A 19,344-nucleotide genomic window follows, 5' to 3' on the forward strand; every position below is an offset into this window, starting at 1 on the left:
GGTTATACTTGGTCTTCCTTACAGGCTGTTGTCTTTTACGAATGCCTTTACGACTTTCCCTCTCCCGGCTCCCGGATAGGTCATCGTATATGTTTTTACTGCGGCAGGCACAACAATCGTCTCCGCATAATTGTAAATGTTACTTTCTCCATTGGCCGTAATTTGCACCTGGCTTCCTTCTACCAGCATCAAAATATGGCAATGTTGTTTGGTTTCAATAGTTATTGTACCCTCCCATTCATAGCGTTCTACATCGTAGAAATGCTCCTCATGGGTAGGCAAATGCCAATGCTCAGCTGTTGCAGTTTGTTCCAGCAACACCGGCTTAGAAATCAGTTCCTGCTGCACCTTTTCGCCTTTTCTGGAGAAATCAATATTCTTCATGCCATGGTCGATGTTGATCGGCCTTGGCATCCCGTTTAAATCTTTCCTCACCCAATCGTACAACTTGAAGGTGAATATATAAGGCGTACTGCTGATTTCCAATACCAGGTTATTAATCCCTGCACTGTGTACCGTACGATTAGGAATCAGGAAGAAATCATGTTTTTTAGCAGGAATCAGTTGTACATGCTGCTCAATATCCAGCGCAGTTCCGTTTTCATAGCTGCTTCTCAAATCTTTTTCAAATGATACCGGATCACTGTCTGCGGTGAAGCCAATGTAAACACCAGCATGCTCTTTCTGATCCAGAATGTAATAAGTTTCATCCTGGGTGATTTGCTCGCCGAAGTTTTCCTGTGCGTATTTTAAAGAAGGATGGCATTGAATCGACAGGTGATCGCCATCGAAAGTATCGAGGAAGTCGAAGCGGATCGGGAAATAAGTGCCAAATGTTTCGGCGGCTTTTCCCAGCACTGCTGAGGAATGCGCAAACATCAGCCAATCAAAAGAAAACTCCAGCATCCTGCCTTGATCTTCGATCAAAATACCATTCTCCGGACTGATCAATTCAAAAGACCAGGCATAATTCGGAACTCCTTTCGGTAAATGAGGAATGTGTTCCATCATCCAGCTGCCACCCCATATTCCGGGTTCAAACCATGGACGTGCACGAAAAGGATGTTCGCTTAATTCAGCCAGTGCTGCCCTGAAAGTATCACCAGTCGTCCATGGAAAAACCAGTCCGTGCTGAGCATCTATAAAATAATCTATCTGAGAAAGGAGTGCTGCTTTATGTCGGTTCAATACCGGCCAATCTACAAAATAAAACCGCTTGTATTGTGCTTTTGGATCTGCGGTTTCATTGGCGCCTACATTCAGTACGCGCCCTGCTCTGGAACGAAACTGAATCTCATTCTTAGGAATATCCAGGTAAATCAATGTTCCTTCCCAACCTGCTAAGGCAGCACCGGTACCATAAATGATGCTTCTTGTTTCAGAGGGCTGTAATTGCTCCAGCTTTTCTGCGTCAAAGAAATCGGATACTGCTCCGCTAAAGGCTTTGCCAAAGATAGAGTTTTGGCCATCGCTATGAAGGTAAGGATGGATCATCTCTTCAATTTCCGCTGCCGGCTTTAAAGCATCCGCTACATTGATCCAATGCCAATCAACCGAGGTCTTAGCCAGCAACACTTTACTATGCGCTACAAAGGCTTCCCAATCTACACCTACGTAACCATCAATGATCAGGTTCCCTGTTGCAGGAAGCCCGGAGAACAATTCTGCCAGATCATGACTAATATGGCCCTGACTGATCTTTCTGGTCGGATAAATATCATACTGATTGGTCTTAGCCAGGGGCTTGTTTAAAGGTAAAAGCTCCTGTTCTGTTTTTCTGGCTTCTTTCTTAAGATTTTCTGTATCCATAATACTTGATGAAACACAAATATATTATATATGTTCGTATGTACATACATACTTGCCTCATATAATAAAAACATTAGACAAAATCCTGAAAATCAAGGCACTAAAATGACACCCCGAATGTACATCCGGGGATTATTGATTGGCTAACCAGAAATTAGATAGAAAAAGTACTGCCTTCTGTGGCGAGCTGCGTATGTTCAAAAACCTGTACCGCTTCTTCCAGTAAAGGCATTAAAGTCTGGTATCTGGACGAGAAATGTCCGATCAGCAACTTCGCTGCGCCGGTCGTTATCGCCGCTTCAGCAGCTTGTAAGGCCGTAGTATGGTGGGTTTGATTCGCTCTTTCCAACAGTTCATGCAAGAAAGTAGCTTCATGATACAAGGTATCACAATCTTTAATTTCTTCAAAATAGCTGCCATCGCAAAGGGTATCGGAACAATAGGCATATTTCCTCGGACGGTCAGAATCTACGGTATAGTCCAGGTTTAGCAGGATTCTACCATCAGGTAAAGTCAGGTCCACCCCTCTTTTTAACAAAGGATAGTATTCTAACGGAACGTTTTCTGCTTCCAGCTTTTCGATCACTACTTTACGCAACCTTTTCTTCTCTGTAAAGGTAAAACCAGTACAAGGAATTCTATGGTTGAGGATGATGGTAGACACGATCAGGTCTGAGTTTTCGAAAATGACAGTAGGTAGATCTGCGGTGATGGCCATAAATTCTATCGGGTACCGGATAATGGTTTCAGAATGCTTAAACTGCAGTTCCAGAATCTCCATTAAGGCTGGAGGCCCATAAATCCGGATGGGTTTGATCCTTCCGTTCAGGTGCATGGTCGACAATAAGCCGATCAATCCGAAATAATGGTCACCATGCAAATGGCTGATGAATACAACGTCTATTTTACTCGCTTTGAAGCCAAAACGAATCAATTGCTGCTGAGTTCCTTCTCCGCAATCAATCAGGTAAAACTTCTCATTACAGTTTAAAAGCTGTGCACTTGGATTTCTATTGTATACTGGGGTAGCGGAACTGCTTCCCAAAATGGTAACCTCAAACTTCATTAACCTTTATCTACACTCCCCAATAATTCCTTCTCAATCTCTTCCATAAAGATCAGGTCTGTTGCCTCATCCAATTTAGATACGATCACCAGCGACTGGTCCAGGTTAGACATTTCTAATATTTTAGCTACAACAGGGTTGATACCGGTAACGATAAACAATCCGTTTGCATTTTTGCACAGGCGATCTCCGACTAACAGGCTGCTTAAATCCTGAGAATCATTACACTCTTTTACCGAGGATAAATCCAATACGATGTTGTGATATCCTTCTGCGTTCAATAAAATGAACTCAGATTTTAACTTTGGCGTATTGTCATTGGTAAACTTAGACTCTCTAAGCTTAAGAACCACATATTTTTCGTGCTTGTCAACTGAAAATTTCATGATATTGATTGGTTTATTTCTATTGCTAAAGTAATTAATTTTATCTGTTATTAGCGTCAATCGGGCTAATAAATCATTAATAAAAGTCCAGGTAAGGGGATTTGAACCACAAAAAACAGCCGCCGATATCAGGAAAACCTGTAACCGGCGGCTGTAAATAACCTATAAAACCACAGAAAGGATTAGTTTCCTAAAAGCTGGTTCAGAGATTTAGTAACGTTAGCTTCAATACGTTGAATCACATTCGACGCTTCGTTTTTCACAAAAGTATCACCTGTAATCTGCTCATAAAGCTCAATATAACGCTCAGAAATAGAGTTTACAATCTCCGGAGTCATCACCGGAACTTCTTGTCCGTCTTTACCCTGGAAACCGTTCTCGATTAACCATTTACGTACAAACTCTTTTGACAATTGTTTTTGAGGCTCATTGGCATCCTGACGTGCTGCATAACCTTCCGCATAGAAATAACGGGAAGAATCAGGCGTATGGATTTCATCGATCAAAAAGATCTCATCGCCAACTTTACCAAATTCATACTTTGTATCTACGAGAATCAGGCCGCGTTCTGCTGCCATTTCTGTACCACGTGCATAAAGCGCTAAAGTATAAGCTTCCAGCTGTGTATAATCTTCAACAGAAACAATCCCTTTTGCCAGGATATCTGCTCTTGAAATGTCTTCATCATGACCTACAGCAGCTTTAGTAGTTGGCGTAATGATGGCCTGAGGTAATTTATCATTTTCTTTCAGTCCTTCTGGTAAAGCTACCCCGCAAACACTACGTTTACCGGCGCTATACTCTCTCCAGGCATGACCTGCAAGGTATCCACGGACTACCATTTCTACTTTGAAAGGCTCACAAATGCGGCCGATGGTTACCATTTCATCCGGTACATCGATTACCCAGTTTGGTACGATATCTTTGGTCGCATTTAAAAATTTAGCGGCAATCTGATTGAGTACCTGCCCTTTAAAAGGCACTGCTTCGGGTAATACTACATCGAATGCAGATATTCTATCGGTCACCACCATCGCCATAAACTGGTTGTTGATGGTGTATACGTCGCGCACTTTTCCCTTGTAAAAATTGCTTTGCTTTGGAAAGCTGAAATTGGTTTCTTTAATTGCTGTCATGGTATTTGCCAAAGAGCTGTTGTGTTATTTGTTCTTAATTATTGGATATCGCCGTAGGCTTGTAAAATTCTTTTTACCAGTTTGTGCCGCACTACATCTTCCCCCGTCAGGTAAACAATTTCAATACCAGGAATATCGTCTAAGATACGCAGGGCGTTAAACAGGCCAGACATTTGCTTTTTCGGCAAATCGATCTGGGTGATATCGCCGGTCACAATAAACTTAGCAGAAGGGCCCATCCGGGTGAGGAACATCTTCAACTGAAGGTCAGTTGAGTTCTGGGCCTCATCCAGAATCACAAAACAGTTATCGAGTGTCCTGCCACGCATAAATGCCAAAGGGGCAATTTCTATGGTTCTATTCTCAATATATTGCTTTAATTTTTCCGCTGGAATCATATCATCCAGGGCATCATATAGTGGTCTAAGGTAAGGATCTACTTTTTCCTTCAGATCGCCGGGCAGGAAGCCCAGGTTTTCCCCTGCTTCTACCGCAGGTCTGGTTAAAATGATCCTTTTAATTTCTTTATTTTTCAATGCCCGCACCGCCAATGCTACTGCGGTATAGGTTTTTCCTGTTCCTGCAGGGCCTATGGCGAACAAAACATCATTCTTCACCATGCTGTCTACCATACGTCTCTGGTTCGCGGTTCTGGCTTTCACCATCAAACCATTCGTTCCAAATACGATAACCTCACCACCACCTCCGGTAATTACCGCAGGCTTTTCCGTTCCACTTTCAGGAACAGCCTTTTTCAGGCTGGCATGAAGGATGTTTTCCACGTCAATGGTGTTCAAACCCAGGTTCTCTTCCAGTCTCGTCAACAAAAGAATATACTTTTGCTCAAAAACTTTAAGTTCTTTTTCATCGCCAAACACTTTCAGTTCAATCCCTCTTGCCACCAATTTAAGTTTGGGAAAAGCGTTCTTAATCAGCTCATAGTGCTCATTATTTGCTCCCCAAAACTGTACCGGATCTACCGATTCTAATGTTAAAATAAGTTCGTTCAAAATATTGTTTTTTAGTAAGAGGTGTATATTTTGATATAAAAATTGAATATTTGTAGGCGAATTGCCGCTTACGCAAGATTAAGAATAAATATTCAATTTTTAATGGCCATAATTACATTAACAACAGATTTAGGTTCAAAAGATTTTTATCAGGCTGCCCTTAAAGGCAGTATCCTGAGCATCTTGCCTACAGCAAATATTGTTGATGTGACACATGAGGTTCCTTCCTTCAACATTTCTTATGCAGCATTCGTTTTAAAAAATGTTTACCCTTATTTTCCTAAAGGCACCGTCCATTTAATCGGAATTGACTCCGTTTTTAGTGAAAACACCCGATATATTGCGTTAAAATACAGGGACCACTTTTTTGTTGGTGCCGACAACGGGATTTTTTCTTTATTGTTTGAAGACCTGCCGGAAGAGATCGTGGAACTGAACATCATGCAGGACCTCAAATATCTCCATTTCCCATTGGTAGATATCTTCGTAAAAGCGGCCATTCACCTGGCTAAAGGTGGCAGGTTAAAAGACATTGGGATGCCTACCGACAACATCGAGGAACGCATGCTATTAAACCCTGTGATTGAGCGTGATATCATCCGCGGAAGTGTCATTTATATCGACACGTTCTCCAATGTAATCACCAACATTACGAAAGAACTATTCACCAAAATTCAGCGCAACCGCGACTTCACCCTGTACTTCCGGAAAAGCGAGACCATTACCCAACTCAGCTGGCATTATAACGAAGTTCCTGAAGGTGAAAAGCTATGTCTTTTTGGCATTAGTAACCACCTGGAAATCGCGATTAACAAAGGAAAAGCAAGCGGTTTATTAGGCTTACACCTCAATGACATCATCAGAGTCGAATTTCATCCTTAACCTATAAAAAATGCTTACTCGTCTGGTAAAAATGCAGTTTAACGCGGACTTTGTAGCGGAATTCCAGGAGAATTTCAAAGCAGTACAACCTCAAATCGCTGCGTTTAAAGGCTGTAGCAGCGTTCAATTGCTGCAAGACTCACAACAGGCCAACACCTTCTTTACCATCAGTCACTGGCAGGATGAGGCCCATCTGGAAGATTACAGGCGCTCTCCCCTATTCAGAGAAACCTGGGCCAAAGTAAAACCCAATTTCGCAGCTAAAGCTGAGGCATGGAGTTTGCTGATACCATAGAAAGAAACACACACAAATGATTAAAAATTGCTTACTGCTGCTTTTGGCTGGATTTTTCAGCTTAAATGCGGCAGCCATACGGGTTGATACGAGTGCTTACCAGTTGCAACGATTGAAAATCAATGCCTTACTGGCAGAGCGCAGCGCGAGATTCGGACAATATGACCAGAGTCTGGACGCCAGAACGGGAATATTTGGTTTTCAAACCAAAAGAGACATCAAGAATTCTAATGAAATACTCCGACAAATTGTCCTGAACGACAATAACGTTTTCAAGGAGCTGAAAGTACTCATGGATTATAAAGACCAGGAGGTAAAAAACGTGATCATCACTTCCAATACCTCAAACGGCAGAATCCAGAGTTACATGCTGTCCATCAAGAAATTGCAGGACCAGAATCAGAACCTGAAAACGGAAATCAGGAAGATAGAAAACGGGAAAAGCTTTTACTATTGGGTCATTGGATTTTTAGGTTTACTGATTGTTGGAATGGTTTGGTTCGGCTATAAAAAAGGTTTGTTTAACGACCTGCTTAAAGGAATAAAAGGAAACATTAAGCTCAGTTAAAATAACTTAATTAAAATAATTCGTTAAGAGTCCGACTAAAAACTTCGGCTCTACCCATGTTGATTTCGGTGGCATGACGCCATCAGCTTCTGCCACTGCAATCACCTGTTCAACTGAAGTCGGGAATAAAGTAAAAGCAATTACAAACAAGCCATTATCCACTTTCTCCTGCAATTCACTCAGCTTTGTCCGCCCTCCTTCAAAGGTAATCCGCGCATCCGTTCTCGGGTCTTTAATGCCCAGAACCGGCTCCAGAATGAAATTCTGTAGAATACTCACATCCAATACCCCTACCGGATCATGCTCGTCATAAATGCCCGACTTAGGTTTCAGCACATACCATTGTCCGCTGAAATACATCCCTATTTCATGTAAATGAGCAGGCTTCACTATTTCCTGCACCGGAACAACCTCAAAATTCTGATTTAAAGCGTCCATAAAATCAGTTTCAGTCAGCGCGCCTAAATCCCTGACCAGCCTGTTAAATTCCAGCACCTTTACCTCTTCGGTATTCATGTAAACCGTCGTGAAATAGTTATAGAGTTCGGATCCGTTATGTTTACCGCCGTTTAAAGCTTGTTTTTGCAATCCCATTTTAGCCATTGAAGCAGCGCGATGGTGACCATCGGCAATGTATACGGCAGGAATTGCAGCAAAAGCAGCCACCATTTCCTGTAAATCCTGAGGATCAGCGATTGCCCAGATCCGGTGTTCACTATGGTCCGCAAAAACGAAATCAAGCGCGGGTTCCAATGCGGTGTATTTATCAATCAGCCTGTTTATCGTAGGATCAGGATGGTAAGTAATCAGGACCGGATTGGCATCCAGACCGGTTTGTTGCAGGTAATCCGCCAATAGCTTCTCCCTGCGTTCTACTGTAGATTCGTGCTTTTTGATACGCCCTTCCAGGTAATCATTGATGTGCGTCAAGGTCCATATTCCGGTCTGACACAGGCCATCATGCAACACCTGATACACATAAATCACCGGTACGGCTTCTCGCTCCAGATAATGATGTTCCAGAAAACCTTCAAAGTTCTCGGCAATTTTCTTGAAAATCAGTTCTTGTCTGGTGCCTCTGAGGTAAGGATTGTCCAGTTCGGGATTAATCAGGTGCAGAAAGCTGCAACTGTTCTCGGAAGCGATCAACCGGGCTTCCCCTGATCCATAGTGTTCCAATGGACGGGTTACCACCTTAGATTGCAGGTGTGATGCAGGTTTTAATCCGCAAAAAGGCTTTATATTTGGCATAGGAGGAATAAATAAGGTGCCCAACACTTAGGGCACCTCATTAAAAGCTATTGATACTATTTATTAAAATGCTCAATAATCAGGCTGGCTAATTCTACACCGATACGCTCTTGTGCTTCATTAGTTGCCGCACCGATATGTGGCGTTAAAGAAATCTTAGCATGTTGAAGAATAGCAGCCGCTGGTGTAGGTTCGTTATCGAACACATCTAAACCTGCGAAAGCAACTTTACCACTGTCTAAAGCAGCAATCAGGGCCGCCTCGTCGATGGTACCGCCTCTTGAGCAGTTCACTACACCAACACCTGGTTTCATTTGCTCAAACTCCGCAGCACCTAAGATAGGCTTGTCTGCAAATGGAGTATGTAAACTGATGAAATCACTGTTGCTGATCACTTCTTCAAGAGATACTGTTTTCACTGGAATGTCAACTTTGATACCACCCTGAAGGTTCAAAGTCAGGTTTCCGTCGAAAGGGAAAAGATCATAAGCCAGTACATTCATGCCTAAGCCTAAAGCTACTGTAGCTGTTTCTCTTCCGATTCTACCGAATCCGATGATACCGATTGTTTTACCTCTCAATTCTACACCTTTAGCATACGCTTTTTTAAGGGCATTGAATTTAGTATCACCTTCAACAGGCATTTTTCTGTTAGATTCCTGTAGGAAACGAACACCTGTAAACAAGTGCGCGAATACCAATTCTGCAACTGATAAAGAAGAAGCAGCAGGTGTATTGATTACCGCCAGACCTTTACTTCTTGCATAATCAACATCAATATTATCCATACCAACACCACCTCTACCGATCAGTTTCAGGTTAGGGCATTGGTCTATCAGTTCCTGACGAACTTTTGTGGCACTACGTACCGTAATTGCATCGTAATTTTGTAAAGCTTCAGCTAATTTATCCTGAGCTACGGTTTCTGTATCTACTACAAAACCCGCTTGTTCCAATAAGGATTTACCGATAGGATCAATCCCATCGTTGGCAAGTATCTTGATCATCAAATATATATTTTACTGGTTTTTCTCTGCAAAAATCTGCATTAATTCAATTAAAGTATGTACGCTGGTAATCGGCAGGGCATTGTACATAGAGGCTCTGAAACCACCTACGCTTCTGTGACCTTTGATACCTTCGATACCATTTTCTTCTGCATATTTCAGGAATGGTTTTTCCAGTTCAGGATTTTCCATTACGAAGCAAACGTTCATTCTTGAACGATCTTCTACTGCACAAGTACCTTTAAACAATGGATTTCTATCGATTTCCGCGTATAAAGCTCTTGCTTTAGCAATGTTTTCCTTTTCGATTTCTGCAACACCACCTTTAGATTTCAACCAGCGAAGGTTTAACATCGCAACGTAGATAGAGAATACCGGAGGGGTATTGTACATAGAACCACCATCGATATGCACTTTATAGTCTAACATAGAAGGGATCTTTCTACCTGATTTACCTAAGATCTCGTCTTTCACGATCACTACAGTTAAGCCGGCAGGGCCGATATTTTTCTGTGCACCAGCATAGATCAGGTCGTATTGAGCTACGTCGATCACTCTGCTCATGATGTCAGAAGACATGTCGCAAACTACAGGAACTTTAGTTTCCGGCAATTCGAACATTTCCGTACCATAAATGGTGTTGTTGGAGGTACAATGAAAATAAGCACTATCTTCAGGGATGCTATATCCTTTAGGAATAAAGGTATAGTTTGATGATTTTGATGAAGCTACAATATTTGCAGTTCCAAAGTTAGCGACTTCTTTAATCGCTTTGTTTGCCCATACTCCTGTCTCCAGGTAACTGGCTGTTTGGCCTTCAGGCAATAAGTTCATAGGAACCATTGCAAATTGCAAACTCGCACCACCTTGTAAAAAGAGAACGGAATAACCGGCAGGAACATTTAACAATTCTTTAACCAACTTTCCGGCCTCTTCCACAACACCTTCGAATTCAGGTGTGCGGTGTGAGATCTCCAGAATAGACAAGCCGTCTTTAAAATCAAGTACTGCTTGTGATGCTTGCTTGAAAACTTCCTGTGGTAGGATACAGGGTCCAGCGCCGAAATTATGTCTCATTTTTATGTTTATTTTTATTGGTTGTAAATGTAATATTTTATATGATTTAATGATTCTAATTTCTGAACTTAATGAACATTTATGGCCGAATCCGACTGCCAGTTAAATAATTAGCCTGAAAATCATCGAAATAAAAAATACAGATACCTGCCACTACGCTGCATAGTAAAACAGCGTTTAATAACCTATAAGGCTGGTTTAAACATAAAGGGAGAATCGGAAAAAATCTCTTGTCCGGAGGATAGAAACTTAGATTTTTAAAGTACCTGTATTCAGGTTTTTCATGGCCGAAATCATTTCCATTGGCGCTTCAGCGCTAAAGATGGCATTACCGGCAACAAATGCCATTGCACCTGCATCCATTAAATCTTCCAGGTTATGGATCCCTACCCCACCATCTACTTCGATGATCAGCTCAGGGTTTAACTTCAGGGCCATCGCTTTTAGCTCTCTCAGTTTACTGAAGGTGTTGGGAATGAATTGTTGTCCGCCGAAACCAGGGTTTACGGACATTACCAATACCAGGTCTAAATCCGCAAGGATGTCTTTGAGCAAGGCTACAGGCGTATGTGGATTTAAAGCCACACCAGCTTTACATCCTGCCGCATGAATCGCTTGTACGGTACGGTGAAGGTGTACACAGGCTTCATAATGAACGGTGATCACCGCAGCACCTGCTGCTGCAAAGCGTTCGATATACTGATCAGGGTTTACGATCATCAAATGCACATCCAATGGTTTGGTGGCATGTTTCTTAATCGCTTCCATCACGGGAAAACCGAAAGAGATATTCGGCACAAAAACACCATCCATCACATCTACATGAAACCAATCTGCTTCGCTGGAATTGACCATTTCAATATCACGTTGAAGGTTTGCAAAATCAGCAGCAAGAACAGAGGGGGCGATGATGTGTTTCATAGGATCGTTTTATCGTTAGGTAAATATAACCGTTTTAAACCAAAAAACCCCGCAATTTGCGGGGTTTTAAATGTTATGAAATTATGCAGGAGTGTTTTCTGTTCCTTCTGGTTTAGCTGGACGAGGCAATAAAGCTTTTCTAGAAAGTTTCATTTTTCCTTGTTTGTCAATATCCAAAAGTTTCACCTGAATCCTGTCACCTTCTTTGAACACACCGTCCATCGTTTCTAAACGAGTCCAGTCGATCTCAGAGATGTGTAATAATCCGTCTTTTCCTGGCATGATTTCTACGAATGCACCAAATGGCATGATAGATTTCACTTTACCATCATAAGTAGCACCTATGTCTGGTTTAGCAGCAATCGCGTTGATACGACCTACAGCCGCGTCAATAGCCGCTTTATTATCAGCAAAGATTTCAACGATACCTTTGTTACCTACTTCTTCAATAGAGATAGATGCGCCGGTTTCGCGTTGCATTTCCTGGATAATTTTACCGCCTGGGCCGATTACAGCTCCAATAAATTCTTTATCAATAGTTAGAGAAACGATACGTGGCGCGTGATCTTTGTAGTCTTCACGTGGTGCAGAAATCGTTTTCTTCATTTCGTTTAAGATGTGTAAACGAGCTTCTTTAGCTTGATTAAGGGCGTTAGTTAAAACTTCCCATTTCAAACCATTGATTTTTAAGTCCATCTGACAAGCAACGATACCTTTTTCAGTACCAGTTACTTTAAAGTCCATATCACCTAAATGATCTTCATCACCTAAAATATCCGAAAGGATCGCATATTTACCAGTTTTCTCATCAGTGATTAATCCCATAGCAATACCAGATACTGGTGCTTTGATTTTAATACCTGCATCCATAAGTGCTAATGTACCAGCACAAACAGTTGCCATTGATGAAGAACCGTTAGATTCTAAGATATCCGAAACGATACGAATCGTGTATGGGTTTTCTTCTAATCCTGGTAATACTTTCTTCAATGAACGCATAGCAAGGTTACCATGACCAATTTCACGACGACCAGCACCTCTGTTCGGGCGAACCTCGCCAGTAGAGAATCCAGGGAAGTTATAGTGTAGTAAGAATTTGTTGTAACCATTGATGAATGCACCATCAATCATTTGCTCATCATCTTTAGAACCTAAAGTAACTGTGGTTAATGCTTGTGTTTCACCACGAGTGAACACTGCAGAACCGTGAGCAGAAGGAAGGTAACTTACTTCAGACCAGATTGGGCGTACTGTACGTACATCACGACCGTCTAAACGAATTCCTTCGTCTAATACTAAGTTACGGATGGCGTCATATTGTACATCATGGAAATATTTCTTAGCTAAGAATGAAGTTACGTCATCAACGTTTTCACCTAAAGTAAGTACAAATTCAGCAAGGATAGCAGCGAAAGCGTCAGTACGCTCACCTTTACTAGTGTTGCTTTTTGCGATTGCATATACTTTATCATAAGTAGCAGCAAATACTTCTTTTCTTAATTCAGGATTGCTGTTTTCATGAGAGTAAGTACGTTTAACGGTCTTACCTACTAATTCAGCTAATTCTTTTTGAGCCTGAACCTGAACGATGATTGCTTTATGAGCGAACTCAATAGCTTCAACCATATCCGCTTCAGAGATTTCATCAGCTTCACCTTCTACCATTACGATATCGTTTTCAGTACCGGCTACAAGGAATTCCATTGTTGCGCGTTCTAAATCACTTACATAAGGGTTGATGATAAATTTACCGTCGATTTTAGCAACACGTACTTCAGAGATCGGCCCGTTGAAAGGGATATCTGAAACCGCGATAGCAGCCGAAGCAGCTAATCCAGCTAAACAGTCTGGCATAATATTTTTGTCAGAAGAGATCAAAGAGATCATCACCTGAGTATCAGAGTGGTAATCTTCAGGGAACATCGGACGTAAAGCACGGTCAACCAAACGAGAAATTAAAACTTCATAGTCTGATAATCTTGCCTCACGACGTAAGAAACCTCCAGGAATACGGCCAGCGGCAGCATATTTCTCTTGATAATCTACTGATAATGGTAAGAAATCTACCCCTGCTTTAGCACCTACTGAAGATACTACAGTAGCTAATAACATGGTGTCTCCCATTCTAACAACTACAGAACCATCAGCTTGTTTCGCTAATTTTCCTGTTTCAATTTCGACAATTCTTCCGTCGCCCAGGTCGAACGATTTTTTTATTACATTCATTTAAAGAGTGTTGTGGTGTGTTTTCCTCTTTCTACACACCTGATTTATATATGTTAATTTTATTATTCAAAGTAAAAAAGCCATCCCTAAGAATGGCTTTTCCTGATATTTTAACGCTTATTTACTATCTCTAGATGAACCTAGAGGTTTGATGATGTCCCTTAAGCCTAAAGCTTTGATGACAGCACGGTAGCGAGTGATATCTTTTTTAAATAGATATGCCAAAATACCACGGCGTTTACCTACTAATTTTTGAAGAGATAACTGAGTAGAGAAATCTTTACGATTTTTCTTTAAGTGTTCAGTTAAATGTGCAATACGGTAAGTAAACAATGCTACTTGACCTTCAGCAGAACCAGTGTTAGTTTCTACTTCGCCGTGTGTTTTGAAGATTTCGGCTTTCTTTTCTTTACTTAAATACATTTCTTGAATGATACTAAAGTGTGTATGGATTAATTAATTGTGTGCAAAGATAGTCTAAGTTTATTTGAATCGCAAAAAAAACAATTGTCATACGGGTTCAATTTACGCCTCCTGAACCAAATATATCAAATTCTAAACCTTATTTTTGGCGCAGCACGAAGAATCGTTGACACAGAACGTATAAAACATGGAAAAGAACGAATACAGCATATTTCAAACTGAATTAAAAGTACGCCCGGATGACATAGATATGTTCCAGCATGTGCACAATAGTAAGTATTTCGACTATGTGCTCTCTGCCCGTTACGATCAGATGGAAGAGTTTTACAACATGTCTATGGAATCTTTCCTGGAAAGTGGCTATGGCTGGGTAGTACGCACCGCTCATGTAGACTTTAAACGTCCCTTGATTTTGGGTGATGTGGTCCTGATCCGCACCGGTATCCTGACGATCAATGAAAAAGGTTGCAGGGTTCAGTTCGAAATAGAAAATAAACGCAGCAAAAAAATCGCTTCTGATGGTTGGTTTGATTATGTGATGATCGATACAAAAACCGGAAAAGCTTGTAAGGTAAGTGATGAAATGATCAAGGCTTATAGCATATAGTAAGTATAAAAAAAGCCCTCAGCTTTAAAAACTGAGGGCTGGATTGAATAAGCCAGAGCTACTAATTATTAGATAATCTTCTCTTAAAAACACTAATTATTTAATTTCAATCTGACGCACTGCATTTTTTGCTTCTTCTTTTTTAGCTACTTCAATCACCAATACGCCATCTTTATAAGTCGCATCGATGCTGCCATGATCTACTGAATCAGGCAAGGTGAAGGAACGTAAGAATGAGCTATAACTAAACTCTTGTTTCTTATATTGTTTTTCTTCTTTTTCTGCTTCTTTTTTAATCTCTGCAGAGATAGTCAATACATCTCCTTCAAGATTTACTTTGAAATCTTCTTTCTTTAATCCTGGAACAGCCATTTCAATGTGGTACTGATCATTGTTCTCGCTGATATTTACAGCAGGTATTTTAGTGATCAGATGACCTGGCAATAAAGCATCAGTAAATATTGATCCGAAAACATCATTGAAATCGTTCATTAATCCAGTGTTTTTTGCTCCATTATTAAATTTTACCAGTGACATATATAATCCTCCTTTTATTTTTAGAATCTGTTTCTAACCATTAAAAAATTCAAATACACCAGGTTTATTTCAAGTCCTGTGCCAATCCGAAAAACAGCGTTATTAGCGCCTCAAAGCAGATATTAGCTGAAAAATTTTCAGTTTCTGAAAGAAAATATGACAGTTTTAAAGAAAAAAAGTCAGTTATTTCATAGGCAAATAACAAACCATCTATACTTTATTTCGTCAGGAAATCGAGTTCTGCTATAGCTAATGTCTTTTTGTTACCGGCAATGCCTGTTGCCTGTATCTGAACATACCTTGCTAATACCTCGTTTTTCAAATAGTGGGTTCTTGGTGTCGGATCGTTGATTAGGTTACCAAATTCAAAGTTTTCTATGGTCTCCCAGTTTTTGCCATCGTTACTAACCTGTATGATACCTTTTTCCATCATCCCATCTAAAAAGTTCTTTGGTGGAGTATAAACAAAGGCGTTTAAACTATGTTCAGCACCTAAATCTATGGCAATCTGTTTTTTCTCTTCAAGTCCGGAAAGCCAATAACTACCCTTGTTGGCATCAAAAGCCTTTGTTCCTTTGTTTGTATTTGCTTCCGATAATAATTTCCAGTCTTTCTTGATCAATCCAAATGTTTCTGTGGCAACACTTCCCTTATCTTTAGGAGCGATAGCAATTGCTTTAATTTCTCCTTTGGCTATTGAAACCGGACCCTGGTATTTTTTTGATGTCCTGTTCGGTTCGGTACCGTCGGTAGTATAATAAATTTCAATTCCTTTGCCCAGATTTTCTGTGGCATTTTGGCCATGTGGTTTCCATCCAAATTCATGTGTTTTTGGCGATATGGTGAGTAAACCATTAATGTCTCTGTCAAATTGTAACTGAGGTGGTTTCGGACTATAATAATGTGCTTCAATTGTAGCAATCGCAGGTGATGCTCTTGATGATAGTACTTTTAACCTGAATTTTGAGGCTGTAACTGCTGGAAAACGCAAGATACGCTTATAACCAATATTTGTTGCTGAAGCAATTTCCTGCCATTTATTGTTTAGCCAGGCCTCCAGAATATGCTGTTCTACCCGTTCGCTATGAGATGTTATTGCTTCCTGCAAAACTATTCTGTTTATAGTAACCGGTGTTATGGTTGTAATTTCGATGCTTTTTTCTGGCTTTGCTAGTAACAGAAAGGTATTTGAGCTATTATCCAGCACTTGTTTTGGACCTTTTGCACCGGCAAATAGATTTTTACCATAAGTTTCGTTAATGCGTTTACCAACTTCGGTCAATACTTTTACATCCTCAGGAGAGAATTTACCTTCACGGTTTGGCGGGATATTAAGTAAGAAAGTAGAATTCCCCCCGACGGCTCTTTCGTAAATATCAAAAACATCATCAGAACTACGTACTTTTTGTTTCTCGTCATCACGGTAAAACCATCCCTCCCGAATGGAGGTATTTGTTTCTGCCTGCTGGTAATGCAAATACTTTCCTTTGTACAGATCGTCCCTACTTCCTAAAGATTGGTCGGTTAAATCGGGAAAATTGTTTGCAATATTCGGGTCCGTTGGATAGGGAATGATATTCCATTCGGTGTCTCTCGTTGCTCCGGCTTCATTACCGCACCAGCGGATATCTTCTTTACCAAAAATAACAGCCTTAGGTGCTAAAGTATGGATCAGTTTTTTCCAGGCCGCATAATTGTATTCCTGACCACCTTTTGTTTTAGGAGTTGCTCCGTCGAACCAAACCTCATCAACCTGACCATATTCTGTTAAAACTTCAAATAGCTGGTTAAGAAAATATTCGTTATAATCATCTACTTCAAATTCGAATTTGGTTTTGTTGGCAAAGGGTCTTGCTGAAACCTCACGTGGAATACTACGTTTGCTAACTTTGCTTAGGTTGCCGTATAAACCTGTAGGACTTTCGATCTGGAAAAGGTCTGCAGGAGATAAATAAATACCCAACTTCAAACCGTATTTCTTGCAGGATGCTGATAGTTCTTTTAAAATGTCACCTTTTCCATTTTGGAAACCAGTAGACATGATGCCATGGTCAGTATAACGGCTCTGCCAAAGCACAAATCCATCATGGTGTTTTACGGTAATAATGACCATTTTCATACCTGCCGTTTTCATGGTCTGACACCACTGGTCAGTATGGAGTTCTTTTAAATCGAAAACTTTAGGATCCTCTTTACCATCCCCCCATTCCTTGCGGGTAAATGTATTTGGACCAACATGTATAAAGGCAATAAATTCATTCTTTAAGGCCGCAAACTGGTTGGCTGTTGGTACCACCTGCGCCGCCTTGGCTATAATTGCAGCTTTGGTATCATTTGTAGCAACAGGAATTGTGTTTTGTAGTTTTATGCTTTGTGCAGCAGCACTATAATAAAGTGCGGAACCGACTAATATGGTGATAAATGTTTTTTTCATTTAATTGAATTTGGTTTAGGTTGGTGATGTAAAATTACAATTTGCTTTGAATAGCTGGCTATCTATCTGTGTATGCCCATTAAAAAGCAATGCCTTAGCCAGCTTCTCCTGCTCCGGCAAAGCGATCAATCCAGCCATTCCCGCCGTTTATAAAAGATATAGACAATAACAAAAGGACTTTGGGGGGTAAGCTTTAAAAATATTCAGCCTGGAGTTTGCGCCCATACCGGCGCAAGACAAGAAAAACCCGTATCACTGAGTTTGTGATACGGGCCTTTTTTGTCTTGCATTCCATTTTCCGGTTGAAAATAACCATCTTAATCCCAATAATAGCGGGATGAGGAGTAAAACCCACCACCATCCCGAAACAGGAAACCTTTCCTTTATAGTGTCCTTTTGAGCTGCTGTGATTGCTTTTGTGTTTTCTTCTTTCAACGAAATATCCCTGGATTGTTCCTTCAAGCCGATTCTCTCTTGAGTTAGCTTCCGACCAGATTTTATCGCTCCGGTAATCTCTATCTTTTCTGCCATTCCTGAAAACCCTCCTGATGGAGAGAAACTAAACTCCCCCTTTGGCCAGATCACTACCACCGAGGAGGAGTTTAAGGAATCATCCATACGCGATAAAGACCAGCCAACGCTTTGATTCCGTGTATTCAGCTGCGCAGTTTTAACAGATTCTTCTTTCGTTTTCATCGCAGACCTCAAGCTACTTGTTTTGGTTTTCTGAAATAAACCGCAGCCATAAAATAACAGAACGCAGCAGATCAGTGTAAAAACGGCGCGCCTCATGATTGGTGTTCTTGTTTAATCCAATTGGCAAACCGGCTGATCGTACGCTTATGTCTTCTTTTTCTAAACACCCCATCTCCTTCCCTGCTTCCTTTTACATTTGTATTTCCTTCCAGGGTGATGACCCAATCGGAACTGATCTTCTCGACCAGTCCCGCATGAGCGATCCGCTTTAAAGCCGGAAAGTAAATCCCAAACAGGTCCCCTGGAAGGGGTAATTTCGTCAGGCGCCGGAAGGGAAACAAATCCGGTGTCCAACCTATGCGAGGTGATGCCAATCCGGCTTTAAGATATACCCAGCTCAGGAAAGCACCACACCAGGCATGACCCTTTCCCAATTGAATCGACTGCAAATAAGCCTCTACCCTTTCCCCGTCATTCTTTCCCGTTTGCTCTCGTACACCCAATTCTCCTGCAGCAATCGCAACAATCCTTTGTCGTAATGCTGTTTCCGCTTTAATTGTGCTGATTTCTGTATTTAGCAGATGGCGATCAGACATCCGACTCCCGCAAAGAGCAAGGATGCAAAGCACGCCCATAATAAACCTAGCTGTTGCCATAATTCCATATTTTTAACTTGTAAAACCATGATATCTATCTTTGGAAGCCCTAAGCCTTTCCATAACCATTGGAGGAGTAAAAAGCTCAGTCCAACCATAATTAAAAAGGCAATGACACTGAGTAATAGCAGCAGCCAGATCCCAGGATCTATATAACCCGCATTCACATCCAGGCTCATGATCAGTTGCTGTCCGAAAGGCCATAACCACAGCAGAGCGGTCAGCAATAACCCTATTTTGACACCAGTACCCAACATCACATCAGGCATATTTATAGTTAATTGTTTCATCTTTTCGTTGATTTAAGGAGTTGAAATATTTGTTTAAAAAAAACACCCATCAGCCTTCGGCCAATGG

At 41.0% G+C, this 19,344-nt stretch carries 20 protein-coding genes; 4 read left to right on the plus strand and 16 right to left on the minus strand.

The genetic code is table 11. The annotated features are described in order from the left end of the window. Positions 1-18: 18 nt before the first annotated feature. The 5 genes from OQX61_RS20235 to OQX61_RS20255 all read right to left on the minus strand — a co-directional run bounded on the left by OQX61_RS20235 (position 19) and on the right by OQX61_RS20255 (position 5,407). Entirely contained in the window at positions 19-1,809 is a 1,791-nt protein-coding gene (locus tag OQX61_RS20235; RefSeq protein ID WP_265843625.1) for a class I mannose-6-phosphate isomerase, read from the minus strand. A gap of 154 nt (positions 1,810-1,963) precedes the next feature. After that, positions 1,964-2,875, minus strand: coding sequence for a ribonuclease Z (locus OQX61_RS20240; protein ID WP_265843626.1), 912 nt, complete (start codon positions 2,873-2,875; stop codon positions 1,964-1,966). Next, positions 2,875-3,261, minus strand: coding sequence for an STAS domain-containing protein (locus OQX61_RS20245; RefSeq protein WP_265843627.1), 387 nt, complete (start codon positions 3,259-3,261; stop codon positions 2,875-2,877). The genes OQX61_RS20240 and OQX61_RS20245 overlap by 1 nt, the downstream gene beginning before the upstream one ends. A 182-nt stretch (positions 3,262-3,443) precedes the next feature. Continuing rightward, positions 3,444-4,397 (minus strand): phosphoribosylaminoimidazolesuccinocarboxamide synthase, encoded by a 954-nt coding sequence (locus tag OQX61_RS20250; RefSeq protein WP_265843628.1) that lies wholly within the window; start codon positions 4,395-4,397, stop codon positions 3,444-3,446. Positions 4,398-4,435: 38 nt separating this feature from the next. After that, positions 4,436-5,407, minus strand: coding sequence for a PhoH family protein (locus tag OQX61_RS20255; RefSeq protein ID WP_265843629.1), 972 nt, complete (start codon positions 5,405-5,407; stop codon positions 4,436-4,438). Positions 5,408-5,509: 102 nt separating this feature from the next. Here OQX61_RS20255 and OQX61_RS20260 point away from each other — a divergent pair, with 102 nt between their 5' ends. From OQX61_RS20260 to OQX61_RS20270, 3 genes are read left to right on the plus strand one after another with little or no spacing between them, the layout of a single operon-like run. Then, positions 5,510-6,289 carry an SAM-dependent chlorinase/fluorinase gene (locus tag OQX61_RS20260; protein WP_265843630.1) on the plus strand — a complete coding sequence of 260 codons (780 nt, stop codon included), beginning with the start codon at positions 5,510-5,512 and terminating at the stop codon, positions 6,287-6,289. Between the two features lie 10 nt (positions 6,290-6,299). After that, complete coding sequence (locus OQX61_RS20265; RefSeq protein WP_265843631.1) at positions 6,300-6,584, plus strand: antibiotic biosynthesis monooxygenase family protein; 285 nt, start codon at positions 6,300-6,302, stop codon at positions 6,582-6,584. Positions 6,585-6,600: 16 nt separating this feature from the next. Continuing rightward, on the plus strand, positions 6,601-7,152 hold the full coding sequence (locus OQX61_RS20270) for a hypothetical protein (protein WP_265843632.1): 552 nt from the start codon (positions 6,601-6,603) through the stop codon (positions 7,150-7,152). A gap of 6 nt (positions 7,153-7,158) precedes the next feature. Here the strand turns inward: OQX61_RS20270 and OQX61_RS20275 are convergent, their stop codons facing one another. The 6 genes from OQX61_RS20275 to rpsO form a co-directional block, all read right to left on the minus strand. Beyond that, complete coding sequence (locus OQX61_RS20275; protein WP_265843633.1) at positions 7,159-8,403, minus strand: DUF1015 domain-containing protein; 1,245 nt, start codon at positions 8,401-8,403, stop codon at positions 7,159-7,161. Positions 8,404-8,459: 56 nt separating this feature from the next. Then, positions 8,460-9,410, minus strand: coding sequence for a D-2-hydroxyacid dehydrogenase (locus OQX61_RS20280; protein ID WP_265843634.1), 951 nt, complete (start codon positions 9,408-9,410; stop codon positions 8,460-8,462). A 12-nt stretch (positions 9,411-9,422) separates the two neighbouring features. Then, a complete protein-coding gene (gene serC, locus OQX61_RS20285) occupies positions 9,423-10,487 on the minus strand; it encodes a 3-phosphoserine/phosphohydroxythreonine transaminase (RefSeq protein WP_265843635.1) in 1,065 nt (354 codons plus the stop codon). Between the two features lie 249 nt (positions 10,488-10,736). Continuing rightward, positions 10,737-11,408, minus strand: a complete 672-nt coding sequence (rpe, locus tag OQX61_RS20290) for a ribulose-phosphate 3-epimerase (RefSeq protein WP_265843636.1) — start codon at positions 11,406-11,408, stop codon at positions 10,737-10,739. A gap of 81 nt (positions 11,409-11,489) precedes the next feature. Next, complete coding sequence (gene pnp, locus OQX61_RS20295) at positions 11,490-13,634, minus strand: polyribonucleotide nucleotidyltransferase (RefSeq protein WP_265843637.1); 2,145 nt, start codon at positions 13,632-13,634, stop codon at positions 11,490-11,492. A gap of 117 nt (positions 13,635-13,751) precedes the next feature. Beyond that, entirely contained in the window at positions 13,752-14,057 is a 306-nt protein-coding gene (gene rpsO, locus OQX61_RS20300) for a 30S ribosomal protein S15 (RefSeq protein WP_265843638.1), read from the minus strand. A 187-nt stretch (positions 14,058-14,244) separates the two neighbouring features. Here rpsO and OQX61_RS20305 point away from each other — a divergent pair, with 187 nt between their 5' ends. After that, positions 14,245-14,664 (plus strand): acyl-CoA thioesterase, encoded by a 420-nt coding sequence (locus tag OQX61_RS20305; RefSeq protein ID WP_265843639.1) that lies wholly within the window; start codon positions 14,245-14,247, stop codon positions 14,662-14,664. Between the two features lie 96 nt (positions 14,665-14,760). Here OQX61_RS20305 and OQX61_RS20310 read toward each other — a convergent pair whose 3' ends face one another. From OQX61_RS20310 to OQX61_RS20330, 5 genes are all read right to left on the minus strand, one after another. Further along, positions 14,761-15,201: an Hsp20/alpha crystallin family protein gene (locus tag OQX61_RS20310; protein ID WP_265843640.1), complete on the minus strand. Its 441-nt coding sequence runs from the start codon at positions 15,199-15,201 to the stop codon at positions 14,761-14,763. A gap of 217 nt (positions 15,202-15,418) precedes the next feature. Then, on the minus strand, positions 15,419-17,635 hold the full coding sequence (locus tag OQX61_RS20315) for an alpha-L-fucosidase (RefSeq protein ID WP_265843641.1): 2,217 nt from the start codon (positions 17,633-17,635) through the stop codon (positions 15,419-15,421). 252 nt (positions 17,636-17,887) lie between these two features. Beyond that, entirely contained in the window at positions 17,888-18,331 is a 444-nt protein-coding gene (locus OQX61_RS20320; RefSeq protein ID WP_265843642.1) for a hypothetical protein, read from the minus strand. A gap of 92 nt (positions 18,332-18,423) precedes the next feature. After that, a complete protein-coding gene (locus tag OQX61_RS20325) occupies positions 18,424-18,987 on the minus strand; it encodes a peptidoglycan-binding protein (protein WP_265843643.1) in 564 nt (187 codons plus the stop codon). Then, positions 18,906-19,277, minus strand: a complete 372-nt coding sequence (locus tag OQX61_RS20330) for a hypothetical protein (protein WP_265843645.1) — start codon at positions 19,275-19,277, stop codon at positions 18,906-18,908. Before OQX61_RS20330 ends, OQX61_RS20325 begins: the two co-directional genes overlap by 82 nt. Positions 19,278-19,344: the final 67 nt, after the last annotated feature.

It is taken from the genome of Pedobacter sp. PLR, assembly GCF_026239675.1.
Lineage (GTDB): Bacteria > Bacteroidota > Bacteroidia > Sphingobacteriales > Sphingobacteriaceae > Pedobacter.